At 69.2% G+C, this 12,863-nt stretch carries 9 protein-coding genes and 1 riboswitch; of the genes, 7 read left to right on the forward strand and 2 right to left on the reverse strand.

All coding sequences use genetic code 11. From position 1 onward, the window contains the following. The first annotated feature begins 217 nt into the window (after window positions 1-217). The 4 genes from BLU79_RS17425 (at window position 218) to mctP (ending at window position 4,562) form a co-directional block, all read left to right on the forward strand. Window positions 218-2,374, forward strand: a complete 2,157-nt coding sequence (locus BLU79_RS17425) for a carbon starvation CstA family protein (protein ID WP_093906693.1) — start codon at window positions 218-220, stop codon at window positions 2,372-2,374. Continuing rightward, a complete protein-coding gene (locus BLU79_RS17430; protein ID WP_093906694.1) occupies window positions 2,349-2,543 on the forward strand; it encodes a YbdD/YjiX family protein in 195 nt (64 codons plus the stop codon). The genes BLU79_RS17425 and BLU79_RS17430 overlap by 26 nt, the downstream gene beginning before the upstream one ends. A gap of 139 nt (window positions 2,544-2,682) precedes the next feature. Then, window positions 2,683-2,949 (forward strand): DUF3311 domain-containing protein, encoded by a 267-nt coding sequence (locus BLU79_RS17435; protein WP_093906695.1) that lies wholly within the window; start codon window positions 2,683-2,685, stop codon window positions 2,947-2,949. Beyond that, window positions 2,946-4,562, forward strand: coding sequence for a monocarboxylate uptake permease MctP (gene mctP / locus BLU79_RS17440; protein WP_093906696.1), 1,617 nt, complete (start codon window positions 2,946-2,948; stop codon window positions 4,560-4,562). Before BLU79_RS17435 ends, mctP begins: the two co-directional genes overlap by 4 nt. 33 nt (window positions 4,563-4,595) lie before the next feature. Here mctP and BLU79_RS17445 read toward each other — a convergent pair whose 3' ends face one another. After that, a complete protein-coding gene (locus BLU79_RS17445; RefSeq protein WP_093906697.1) occupies window positions 4,596-8,207 on the reverse strand; it encodes an NACHT domain-containing protein in 3,612 nt (1,203 codons plus the stop codon). Between the two features lie 150 nt (window positions 8,208-8,357). Here BLU79_RS17445 and BLU79_RS17450 point away from each other — a divergent pair, with 150 nt between their 5' ends. From BLU79_RS17450 to BLU79_RS17460, 3 genes are all read left to right on the forward strand, one after another. Next, complete coding sequence (locus BLU79_RS17450) at window positions 8,358-8,864, forward strand: GNAT family N-acetyltransferase (RefSeq protein WP_093906698.1); 507 nt, start codon at window positions 8,358-8,360, stop codon at window positions 8,862-8,864. A gap of 18 nt (window positions 8,865-8,882) precedes the next feature. Next, a riboswitch (cobalamin riboswitch) is annotated at window positions 8,883-9,072 on the forward strand. Window positions 9,073-9,197: 125 nt separating this feature from the next. After that, a complete protein-coding gene (locus BLU79_RS17455; protein WP_093906699.1) occupies window positions 9,198-11,639 on the forward strand; it encodes a ribonucleoside-diphosphate reductase subunit alpha in 2,442 nt (813 codons plus the stop codon). Next, window positions 11,639-12,652: a ribonucleotide-diphosphate reductase subunit beta gene (locus BLU79_RS17460; RefSeq protein ID WP_093906700.1), complete on the forward strand. Its 1,014-nt coding sequence runs from the start codon at window positions 11,639-11,641 to the stop codon at window positions 12,650-12,652. The genes BLU79_RS17455 and BLU79_RS17460 overlap by 1 nt, the downstream gene beginning before the upstream one ends. On the opposite strand, the gene BLU79_RS17465 is transcribed toward BLU79_RS17460, so the two are convergent. Then, a complete protein-coding gene (locus tag BLU79_RS17465; protein WP_093906701.1) occupies window positions 12,565-12,804 on the reverse strand; it encodes a hypothetical protein in 240 nt (79 codons plus the stop codon). The genes BLU79_RS17460 and BLU79_RS17465 overlap by 88 nt on opposite strands. Window positions 12,805-12,863 lie beyond the last annotated feature (59 nt).

Genomic DNA, 12,863 nt, shown 5'->3' on the forward strand with positions numbered 1-12,863 from the left:
GCGGTAGGTGCCGGGTCGGCCGGGGGTTCGGGGGCCGCGCGGCGGTGGCCGCATATCGATACGCCCCGGGACAATGCAGCGTTGCGCGGCTGAAGAGGCCTCAGGAATAGGCCAGTTCGGGAAGGTGAGGGGACAACAACTCCCGCACGCGGTGTAGCGCCCGTCCCCAACCTGCTCTACGTTCCTCCCGTCGCCGCATGGACGGGAGGACCACCCGGTGCGTACCGCGAATCCCCGAACCATCGTCATCTGGACCCTGGTCGCGCTGGTCGCCACCGCCGGCTGGACCGTCCTCGCGCTCTCCCGCGGTGAGGAGGTCTCCGCCGCCTGGATGGTCGCCGCCGCCCTCGGCTCGTACGCCATCGCCTACCGCTTCTACGCCAAGTTCATCGCGTACAAGGTCCTGAAGGTCGACCGGACCAGGGCCACCCCGGCCGAACGCCTCAACAACGGCATCGACTTCCACCCCACCGACCGCCGCGTCCTCCTCGGCCACCACTTCGCGGCGATAGCCGGCGCCGGGCCACTCGTGGGCCCCGTGCTGGCCGCGCAGATGGGCTATCTGCCCGGCACGATCTGGATCATCGCCGGCGTCATCTTCGCGGGCGCGGTCCAGGACATGGTGGTGCTGTTCTTCTCCACCCGCCGCGACGGACGCTCGCTCGGCCAGATGGCGCGCGAGGAGATCGGCCCGTTCGGCGGCGCTGCCGCGCTGGTCGCCACCTTCGTCATCATGATCATCCTGCTCGGCGTGCTCGCCCTGGTGATCGTCAACGCGCTGGCGCAGTCCCCCTGGGGCACCTTCTCCATCGCGATGACGATACCGATCGCCCTGCTGATGGGCTTCTATCTGCGGGTGCTGCGCCCCGGCCGGGTCGCCGAGGTCTCACTGATCGGCGTGGCGCTGCTGCTGCTCGCCCTGGTCGCGGGCCGCTGGGTGGCCGAGTCGTCGTGGGCCGACACCTTCACCCTCGCGCCCTCGACGCTGGTCGTCTGGATGGTGGCGTACGGCTTCATCGCCTCGATCCTGCCGGTGTGGATGCTGCTCGCGCCGCGCGACTATCTCTCGACCTTCATGAAGATCGGCACGATCTTCCTGCTCGCCCTCGGTGTGGTCGTCGCCCTGCCGACACTGAAGATGGACGCGGTGACGGACTTCGCCTCGCGCGGCGACGGCCCCGTCTTCGCGGGCTCGCTCTTCCCCTTCGTCTTCATCACCATCGCCTGTGGCGCCCTGTCCGGCTTCCACGCACTCATCTCGTCCGGTACGACGCCGAAGATGATCCAGAAGGAGACGCAGGTCCGGATGATCGGCTACGGCTCCATGCTGATGGAGTCGTCGGTCGCCGTGATGGCGCTGGTGGCGGCGAGCATCATCGACCCGGGCCTGTACTTCGCGATGAACGCGCCCGCCGGGGTCATCGGCGACACGGTGCAGAACGCCTCGCAGGTCGTGGGGAGTTGGGGCTACCAGATCTCCCCGGAGGCCCTGGCCCGCGCGGCGGAGAACGTCGAGGAGGCGTCCCTGCTCTCCCGTACCGGCGGCGCACCCACCCTCGCGATCGGCGTCTCGGAGATCTTCTCGCAGGTCACCGGCGACGGCCTGCGCGCCTTCTGGTACCACTTCGCGATCATGTTCGAGGCGCTGTTCATCCTGACCGCGCTGGACGCCGGCACGCGCGTGGGCCGGTTCATGCTCCAGGACATCCTGGGCAACGTCCACCGGCCCTTCAAGAACGTCAGCTGGAAGCCCGGCCTGGTCATCACCAGCGCGATCGTGTGCGGCCTGTGGGGCTACTTCCTGTGGGTGGGCGTCCACGAGCCCCTCGGCGGCATCAACCAGCTCTTCCCGATCTTCGGCATCTCGAACCAGCTGCTCGCGGCGGTCGCCCTCGCCGTCTGCACGACCCTGCTGGTGAAGTCGGGGCGCCTCAAGTGGGCCTGGATCACCGGGATTCCGCTGGCCTGGGACGCCACGGTGACGCTTACCGCGAGCTACCAGAAGGTGTTCTCCAACGACCCGAAGGTCGGCTTCTTCAAGCAGCGCCAGGTCTTCCAGGATGCCATCGACCGCGGCGAGGTCCTGCCGCCCGCCAAGACCATGGACGACATGCACACCGTGGTCACCAACTCCACGGTGGACGGCGTCCTCACGGCGTTCCTCGCGGTCCTGATCGCCGTCGTGATCGTCGACGCCACCCGGGTCTGCGTCCGGCACGTCCGCCGCCCGGCGCTGTCCACGCTCAGCGAGGCACCGTACGTCGAGTCGAAGATCATCGCACCGGCGGGGCTGTTCCCGACCAAGGAGGAGAAGGAGGAGGAACGCCTTGCGGTCGCTTCGGCGAGCAGTGAGTCTCCGGCGGGCACTCCGTAGCGTGCGCTGGTACGTGCGCGAGCTGACCGACGAGTCAGCATACGACCGCTATGTCGCCCACGTACGGCATGGGCACCCGGACGCGAAGGTGCCCTCCCGGCGCGACTTCGAACGGATGCGGACGGACCGTCAGGAGGCCGACCCACGCCAGGGGTTCCGCTGCTGCTGAGCTGCGGACCTGCGCACTGTTGCCCTACACACCAATCCTCCACATCCGATATGCGGACAGGGTCTTCCGCTGTCGTTGCACCGTCACCTACATTGCCTGCGCGTTTCTCAGGTGATCAGCGAGGGGACGGAGCCGTCAGATGTCAGATGCGCCAGAAGTGAACAGAGGGCCGGTGGTGACGCCTGTGCGGGTCGTCATCGCGCTCTGTCTCATCGCGCCCTTCGTGGCGATGCTGTGGGTCGGTTCGTACGCCAAGACCGATCCGGCGTTCGCCGGCATCCCGTTCTTCTACTGGTACCAGATGCTGTGGGTCCTGCTCTCCACGCTGCTGACGATGGTCGCGTACAAGCTGTGGCAGCGTGACCAGCGCGCCCGCGGCGCACAGAAGGGCGGTGCGTCGCAGTGAAGGACGGCGTGAACGGCGTCGCGCTCGGCGTCTTCATCTTCTTCTTCCTGGCCGTCACGGTCATGGGCTTCCTGGCCGCGCGCTGGCGCAAGGCCGAGAACGAGCACAGCCTCGACGAATGGGGCCTGGGCGGCCGGTCGTTCGGCACCTGGGTCACCTGGTTCCTGCTGGGCGGCGACCTGTACACGGCGTACACCTTCGTCGCCGTACCCGCGGCGATCTACGCGGCGGGCGCGGCCGGCTTCTTCGCGGTGCCGTACACGATCCTCGTGTACCCCCTGATCTTCACGTTCCTGCCCCGCCTGTGGTCGGTCTCCCACAAGCACGGCTATGTGACGACCTCGGACTTCGTGCGCGGCCGGTTCGGCTCGAAGGGCCTGTCGCTGGCGGTCGCCCTCACCGGCATCCTGGCGACGATGCCCTACATCGCGCTCCAGCTCGTCGGCATCCAGGCCGTGCTGGACGTGATGGGTGTCGGCGGCGGCGAGGACACGAACTGGTTCATCAAGGACCTGCCGCTGCTGATCGCCTTCGGCGTGCTGGCGGCGTACACGTACTCCTCGGGTCTGCGTGCCCCCGCGCTGATCGCGTTCGTGAAGGACACGCTGATCTACATCGTCATCGCGGTGGCGATCATCTACATCCCGATCAAGCTCGGCGGCTTCGACGAGATCTTCGCCAAGGCGGGCGAGGCGTACAGCCAGACCAACCCGGCCACGGGCGCGCCGCGCGGTGCGCTGGTCCCGGCCGAGGCCGGGCAGTGGACGTACGCCACGCTGGCGCTGGGCTCCGCGCTCGCGCTCTTCATGTACCCGCACTCGATCACCGCGACGCTGTCCTCGCGCAGCCGTGAGGTGATCCGCCGCAACACCACGATCCTGCCGCTGTACTCCCTGATGCTGGGTCTGCTGGCGCTGCTGGGCTTCATGGCGATCGCGGCCGGCATCAAGGTGCAGAACGGTCAGCTGGCGATCCCGCAGCTCTTCGAGACGATGTTCCCGGACTGGTTCGCGGGCGTGGCCTTCGCGGCGATCGGCATCGGCGCACTGGTGCCGGCGGCGATCATGTCGATCGCGGCTGCGAATCTCTTCACCCGCAACATCTACAAGGACTTCATCAAGCCGGACGCCACACCCGCGCAGGAGACCAAGGTCTCCAAGCTCGTGTCCCTGCTGGTGAAGGTGGGCGCGCTGGTCTTCGTCCTGACGATGGACAAGACGGTCGCCATCAACTTCCAGCTCCTGGGCGGCATCTGGATCCTGCAGACCTTCCCGGCCCTGGTCGGCGGCCTGTTCACCCGCTGGTTCCACCGCTGGGCCCTGCTGGCCGGCTGGGCGGTCGGCATGATCTACGGCACGGTCGCCGCGTACGGCGTCGCCTCCCCGACCCAGAAGCACTTCGGCGGCTCGGCGAAGGAGATCCCGGGCATCGGTGAGATCGGCTACATCGGCTTGACGGCGTTCGTCCTGAACGTGGTGGTCACCGTGGTCCTGACCTTCGTCCTGAAGGCCGTGAAGGCCCCGGAGGGTGTCGACGAGACGAAGCCGGAGGACTACACGGCGGACGCGGGCGACCCCGGAGTCAAGACGGAACTTCCGGTGGCGGCGCACTAGCTCACCTGCTCGAAGGCCGGGCGTACCGCGGCACTAGCTGCGCGTACGCCCGGCCATCTGCTGCCAGAAGCCGTCGAGTTCCCGGACCCGCATGCTGACCCAGTGCGGTGTCTTCCTGCGCAGGCCCCGAGGAAGGTGGCGGCGCACGCGTCCCGGCAGGAGGGCCTGCTGCTGGCGGCAGAACGGCTCCCGGATCTCTCCCCGGGGCACACAGCCCCGGGGCGGGTACGGGCAGAGCTGGAACTTGCAGTCGGGCAGACAGGTCGAGCCCGGTGTGGGCGGGTCCGAGATACCGGCCCGCAGGTCGGGCCGTAGCGGGCCGCGGTCGCTGCGGATGCACGGCGGCAGCGGCATTCCCGGCTGCTCCAGGCGGGCCATCCGCTCCTCGACCTCGTCCGGATGCCCGTCCCGTTCGATGAGGTTCAGCATCACCAGCACGTCGGCGACAAGGCGCTGGGCGCGCGCGTCGAGGGTGCTCCACCCGACCGAGGGCGGAATCCACAGGTTGTGCTTGCGGTATGCCTCGGCGTTGCCGGTGCGCGCGCCAATGTTGTCGGCGACGCCCTTCTCGTCGATCCAGAGGAACCGCTCCGGCTGCCCGGTCTCCAGCGCGAGGGCCACCAGGTCCGCCGCTTCGGCGACGAACGGATGCAGGAGCCGGCGGGGCGGGGCGCCGTTCACCCCGGAATGCCCGGGCACGGTGTTCGCCCTGCCGGCCATCGACAGCCACCGCTCCACGGTCCTTATGGCCGTCGTCCCGCCCATCGCGCGGGACGCCTCACGCGTGCCGTCGCGGTCGTCCTTCCCGGACCTCGCGTGTGCGCGCCGCTCATGGACGCCCACGCTGTCCGGGAGCTCCCACAGGCACAGCGCCTGGAGCAGGACGATCTGCGCATACCAGCACCGGGACTGCTGGAGCACGGTCTCCGCCTGCCGGATCAGGTCGGCGCGACCGGCCGGGTAGGCGTCCGGATGCCGTTTGCGACGGTTGGCCGCGTACTTGAAGCCCTGGGCCAGCGCGGCCTCGAGGGCGAGCGGCAGGTCGGGGGTGCCGTCGGTGGCGTTCGGGTCGAGGTGGCGCAGCCACTTGGTGAGGCGTTCCCGGGCCTCGTCACGGTGCGCCTCGTCGACCGAGCCCAGCAGCATGGGGATCATCCAGGCCCGCATCACGAACTCCCGGAAGAGATCGACCCGTTTCCGCCGGTAGTCCTGGTTGAGTCTGCGCCGGTCCTGCTGGAGCCGGCCGATGCGCTCGGCCCTGGCCCGTGACGGCGTTCCGGCGGCCCTCGCCCGGTCCATGCGCTCGGCCCATCGCTCGTACTCCTGCCGCTTCCAGGCCTTCAGTTCACCGAGCCTGTCGTTGTACTCCCTCACGGGGTCGCTGTTCAGCCCGGCCCGCTTGCGGATCACGGCGAACGCCGCGTTGCCGCCGGTGCCGAACTCCTGGGCCGCGGCCAGGCGTATGGAGTAGGAGGGTTCCTTGATGCCGATCTCGACGAGGTGCTCGTAGAGCGGAGTCGTGTCGATCCTGGCGGAGACGCTCCGCAGCGCGGCTCCGAGTTGCCTGAGCAGCCTCAGCTTGGCGTCGTCGAGGGTGCGCCGGTCCCCCTTGAAACCGGGCCATCTTCTCCTCACCTCGCCGACGATGCCGTCCAGCAGCCTCGGGGCGTCCTCCACGCTCTCGATCTCCACGGCCGCCGCATAGAGGTCGAGGGCCTTGGGGTCGTCGGTGCGGCGGCGCGCGGCCGTGCAGAGCCGGTGGGCCAGGCTGTGCCCGCGCACGGGCGACCGGCGGAGCAACTCCTCGATCTGCGACTTCACCTCGACCCGGATACCTCCGCTCGGGGCCCTGAGCGCCGCCGCCCGCCGACGGGACAACAGCACCAGGGCCATGAGCAGTTCGCGGCTGGGACCGGGGGGCTGCAGCGCCTGCTCGACGAGCTCTCCGGCACCCCGCTCGCCCAGGTGGCTCAGGACGCGGTAGCCGAAGTAGGCCTGGATGATGCTGTGCGGGAAACGGACCTTCCGTTCGAAACCCTCCACCAGTCCGAGCTTGTCCGCGTTGCGCGCGATCCGGGCGAGGGCGGCACGGCACTGGTCCATGTTCCCCCGGCGCAGCCGCCTCCTCTCCTCCAGGCCGAGCCGCTGGCAGAGCACGTCCCAGATCTGTTGCCGGTGCCACTCGGAGAAGACGTTGCCTCGCCTGCCGTACTGGTCGAAGCCGCGTCCGCTGGTCCACAGGTGCTCGGCCCGGGCCTGCGCGCGCCGCATCGGACCGGGATGGGCGTCCGTGTCGAGCAGGTCCCCGAAGCCGACCTCCAGTCTGTCCTGGAGCAGTCCTACGCAGGCCAGCGCGGAGACCACTTCGAGGGTGTCGCGGCGCTCCTGCCGGGACAGCGTGACGTCCTCGCGCAGCCGGCCCTCGCACAGCGCCTCGTCCCAGGTCTCCAGCAGCCAGAGCCGCAGCGTGCACCGGTCACGGCTGCGGGTGTTCATGTGCTGCGGGTCGTCGTCCGGCCGATCGTGCTCCAGGGCTCCGTGACGGTGCAGCTCGCGGGCTATCTGAAGGTAGACGGGTGACTCGGTGACCTCCGCCGTCTCCACGATCCAGTCCACACGGCGCTCGTCCGTCTCCGGGACGCTCGCCTGGACGAAGCGCAGCGCTTCCTCCTCGCTCAGTGGCTCCAGCTCCACGATCGCGGCCGGGGTGCTCTCCAACGGGCTGTGCGGCCGGGAGGCGATGACGAGGGGCAGCTTCTCCGCGTGGGCGCGCTCGATGGCCCGCCGGATGATGTTGTCCCGGTTCTGCTGGAGGCCGTCGCCGAGGAGAGCCTCTTCCAGCCCGTCCGCGATGACGACCGGCTTGTCGTCGGCGAGCAGTTGCTGCCAGACCCGGTCGGTCTTGCTGCGGGCGAGGATGCCCCGGGGCGCCTCCTCGGCGAAACGCTGTCTGGCCATGCGTTCGAAGTTCAGGTCGCCGGTCGCGTCCCGCAACCGGATCGGCACGGGCACGGCGTTCTGCTCGGCCAGCAGTTCGGTGAGCCGCACCAGGACGGCGGTCTTGCCCACGCCGACGCCGCCGACCAGCAGATAGGGCCGGCGGGTGTCGCGCTCCCGCAGCCGTTCGGCGATGACCTGGGCGATCTCCTCCCGGCCCACGATCTCGGCGGTGTCCGGGCCGGCGGTGAGCACCAGTCGGTGGGGGTCGTCCCGCGCCTTGGCGAGGTAGCGACGCTTGGTCCACCGGTACCACCAGAACAGAAAGAGCGTGGCGGCTATCGACGCGGCGAGCACCGGGCCGACGAAGCGCATGACGACGTCGAACCCCCTGCTGTCCTGCCGCCACTGCTCAAAGCCGGTCGTGGTGCTCATGATCACGATGTACAGGCCCTGCACGACCCAGGCGAGCAGGGCGAGCGCGGCCACCACCCAGACAGCGCGTGTGACGTTGGTGTAGGAGATCCAGCGGCGCCATTTCTTGGGGCGGGTGGTGCCGCGACGGGCCTCCAGACGGATCGTCAGCCTGTGCCAGTGCCCCACGAAGCCCCGCCTGGCCCAGCTGCCCGCCCGTCTCGGAGCCAGTGTCGCCATCGGCGCGTCGCGCGGCCGCTCCTTGCCGGGCGGGTGACGGACGACCCTCGTCATCGTGCGTCTCCTTCCGAGAAGGTTCTCGAAGCGGAGGGATCGCGGGCGCCGACACCTACCTCCATGGAAGCACTGCCGAAACTCCCCGCAACCCGGCGCCCTCGGGCGAAAACCCCAGGCCGCCGCCGTCGGCCCGGCAGACTCGGCCGCATGGACATCGTGACCCGGCAGGCGACACCCGGCGAGTACGACGCCCTCGGCGAGCTCACCGCCCGGGCCTACCTCCAGGACGGCCTCCTCGACTTCGGCGAGAGCGCCGAATATCTCGGCGAACTCAAGGACGTCGCCAAGCGAGCGGCCGCCGCCGACGTGCTGGTGGCCACCGACGGCGACACACTCCTCGGCGGCGTCACCTTCGTCCCCTCCGGCGGCCCCATGGCCGACATAGCCGCCCCCGGCGAAGCCGAGATCCGCATGCTGGCGGTCGCGCACGACGCGCGGGGCCGGGGCGCCGGCGACGCCCTCGTACGCGCCTGCATCAACCGCGCACGGACCACGGAGGGCTGCGCACGGATCGTCCTGTCGACCCAGCGGGCCATGCACAGCGCCCACCGCATCTACGAACGCCTGGGCTTCGTCCGCACACCAGAGCGGGACTGGAATCCGATCCCGCACCTCGCCGACATCACTCTCCTCACCTATGAGTTGACACTGTGAAACCGCCGTGACACAACATCTGGGGGTGGCGTGGCGGGTGAGCACAAGATGTATGCTCATCTTCGCTGTCGCCGCAGGGGAATCCGGTGCGAATCCGGAACTGTCCCGCAACGGTGTACTTGTGCATGTCTGTTCCCAGGACACGGTTCCCAGGGCACGACGTGTACAGGAGTCAGTCCGAGGACCTGCCGACAGCGCGCCCGGCCACCCGGTCGGTGCGCCCTGACGTCCGGGCCTCGTGGAATGGGCCGGTGGACGCGACGCCCCCGTGCGCTCGTGTGCTGCCCCCTGCCCTCGCCGAGGCCCCCGTGCCGAGCGAGGGAGAGCCCCCACGTGACCATCGCGCCAGCAGACCCGGCCTCAGCCGTCCCGACCGTCGCCATCGACGAGGACGCCCCGGGAACCGCCCACCCGTCTCCCACCGCCACTCTCAACGCAGACCCTGCGGGCCACGGAGTCGATCTGCTGCGGACCCTCACCGAGCTGACCGCCGACCTCCCCGACGCCGACGCCGGACGGGTCGCCGCCGCCGCGCTGCGTGGCCGGTCCGCCCGCGCCGACGAGGCGGAGCTGCGCGAGCTGGCCACCGAGGCGGCGGCCGGGCTCATCTCCGAGGACCCCGCCTACTCACGGCTGGCCGCCCGGCTGTTGACCATCTCCATCGCCGCCGAGGCCGCCTCGCAGGGCGTCACGTCCTTCACGGAGTCGGTCGCGGTCGGACACCGCGAGGGCCTCGTCGCCGACCGCACCGCCGAGTTCGCGCGGATCCACGCGGCCCGCCTGGACGCCCTGGTCGACACCGGCGCCGACGACCGCTTCGGCTACTTCGGTCTGCGCACCCTGCACAGCCGATACCTGCTCCGGCACCCCATCACCCGCAAGGTCATCGAGACGCCCCAGCACTTCATGCTGCGCGTCGCCGCCGGTCTCGCGGAGGACGACACCGCTCGGTCGGTGGACGAAGTCGCCGCGCTCTACGGGCTCATGAGCCGCCTCGACTACCTCCCCTCCTCCCCCACCCTCTTCAACTCCGGCACCCGGCACCCCCAGATGTCGTCCTGCTACCTCCTCGACTCCCCGCTCGACGAGCTGGACTCCATCTACGACCGCTACCACCAGGTCGCCCGTCTCTCGAAGCACGCCGGCGGCATCGGTCTCTCGTACTCCCGTATCCGCTCCCGGGGTTCGCTGATCCGCGGCACCAACGGCCACTCCAACGGCATCGTCCCGTTCCTGAAGACCCTCGACGCCTCGGTCGCCGCGGTGAACCAGGGCGGCCGGCGCAAGGGTGCCGCCGCGGTCTACCTGGAGACCTGGCACTCCGACATCGAGGAGTTCCTGGAGCTGCGCGACAACACCGGTGAGGACGCCCGCCGTACGCACAACCTGAACCTCGCGCACTGGATCCCGGACGAGTTCATGCGCCGGGTCAACGCCGACGAGCCGTGGAGCCTCTTCTCCCCGTCGGACGTGCCCGAGCTGGTCGACCTGTGGGGCGACGAGTTCGAAGCGGCGTACCGCAAGGCGGAGGCGGCCGGGCTCGCGAAGAAGACCATCCCGGCCCGTGACCTGTACGGCCGCATGATGCGCACCCTCGCGCAGACCGGCAACGGCTGGATGACCTTCAAGGACGCCGCCAACCGCACCGCCAACCAGACGGCCCTGCCGGGCCATGTCGTCCACTCCTCCAACCTCTGCACGGAGATCCTGGAGGTCACGGACGACGGGGAGACGGCGGTCTGCAACCTGGGGTCGGTGAACCTGGGTGCCTTTGTCGACACGATGACCGGCGACATCGACTGGGAGCGGCTCGACGCCACCGTGCGCACCGCCGTCACCTTCCTCGACCGCGTCGTCGACATCAACTTCTACCCGACCGAGCAGGCGGGCCGCTCGAACGCCAAGTGGCGTCCCGTCGGCCTCGGTGCGATGGGCCTGCAGGACGTCTTCTTCAAGCTGCGGCTGCCCTTCGACTCGCCGGAGGCCAAGGCGCTCTCCACGCGTATCGCCGAGCGCATCATGCTCGCCGCGTACGAGACCTCCACCGACCTCGCCGAGCGCAACGGCCCGCTGCCGGCCTGGGAGAAGACCCGTACCGCCAAGGGTGTGCTGCACCCCGACCACTACGGCGTCGAGCTGACCTGGCCGGAGCGCTGGGCCGCCCTGCGGAGCCGTATCGCCACGACCGGCCTGCGCAACTCCCTGCTGCTGGCCATCGCGCCCACCGCCACCATCGCGTCGATCGCCGGTGTCTACGAGTGCATCGAGCCGCAGGTCTCCAACCTGTTCAAGCGCGAGACGCTCTCCGGCGAGTTCCTCCAGGTCAACTCCTACCTGGTCAACGACCTGAAGGAGCTGGGTGTCTGGGACGCCCGCACCCGTGAGGCGCTGCGCGAGTCCAACGGCTCGGTGCAGGACTTCGCCTGGATCCCGGCGGACGTACGGGCGCTGTACCGCACGGCGTGGGAGATCCCGCAGCGCGGCCTGATCGACATGGCGGCGGCCCGGACCCCGTACCTCGACCAGGCACAGTCCCTGAACCTCTTCCTGGAGACGCCGACCATCGGCAAGCTCTCCTCGATGTACGCGTACGCCTGGAAGTCGGGCCTGAAGACGACGTACTACCTGCGCTCGCGCCCGGCGACCCGCATCGCCCGCGCCGCCCAGGGCCAGGCCGCCCAGCCCGAGAAGACCATCCCCGTCCAGCAGGTCGCCGAGCCCGACGCCGTCGCCTGCTCCCTGGAAAACCCCGAGTCCTGCGAGGCCTGCCAGTAATGAGTACCCGTAACGCCAACCTGCTCGACCCGGGCTTCGAACTGACCCTGCGCCCCATGCGCTACCCGGACTTCTACGAGCGCTACCGGGACGCCATCAAGAACACCTGGACCGTCGAGGAGGTCGACCTCCACTCGGACGTCGCCGACCTGGCGAAGCTGTCCGAGGGCGAGCAGCACATGATCGGCCGGCTGGTCGCGTTCTTCGCGACGGGCGACTCGATCGTGGCGAACAACCTGGTGCTGACGCTGTACAAGCACATCAACTCCCCGGAGGCGCGCCTGTACCTGTCGCGCCAGCTCTTCGAGGAGGCCGTGCACGTCCAGTTCTACTTGACGCTGCTCGACACCTATCTGCCCGACCCGGAGGACAGGGCGGCGGCCTTCGACGCCGTCGAGAACATCCCCTCCATCCGCGAGAAGGCCGAGTTCTGCTTCAAGTGGATCAACGAGGTCGAGAAGCTGGAGCGCCTGGAGACCAAGGCCGACCGGCGTCGCTTCCTGCTCAACCTGATCTGCTTCGCGGCGTGCATCGAGGGCCTGTTCTTCTACGGCGCCTTCGCGTACGTCTACTGGTTCCGCAGCCGGGGCCTGCTGCACGGCCTGGCCACCGGCACCAACTGGGTGTTCCGCGACGAGACGATGCACATGAGCTTCGCCTTCGACGTCGTCGACACCGTCCGCAAGGAGGAGCCGGAGCTCTTCGACGACGAACTCCAGCAGCAGGTCACCGACATGCTGAGGGAGGCCGTCGAGGCCGAGCTCCAGTTCGGGCGCGACCTGTGCGGTGACGGCCTCCCGGGGATGAACACCGAGTCGATGCGGCAGTACCTGGAGTGTGTCGCCGATCAGCGTCTGACGCGGCTCGGCTTCGCTCCGGTGTACGGCTCCGAGAACCCCTTCTCCTTCATGGAGCTCCAGGGCGTTCAGGAGCTGACCAACTTCTTCGAGCGGCGTCCGTCGGCGTACCAGGTGGCGGTGGAGGGCACCGTCGACCTGGACGAGGACTTCTGAGCCTCGGTCCTGTCACGTTCCTGGGCCTCCCTGATCTGACGGTCGATGCGCCGGTCGCGCGCCGCGCCGATCAGCGACGGGAGGGCCAGGACGACGAACATTCCGACGACGACGATCATGGCGAGCAGTGTCTGTGTCTGGTCTGTAGTCATGACACCACTGTCGCGCCGGACACTCCTTACGAACAGTGGCAGGACTGCCGCACACCCTC

Source organism: Streptomyces sp. cf386 (assembly GCF_900103585.1).
Taxonomy (GTDB): Bacteria; Actinomycetota; Actinomycetes; order Streptomycetales; family Streptomycetaceae; genus Streptomyces.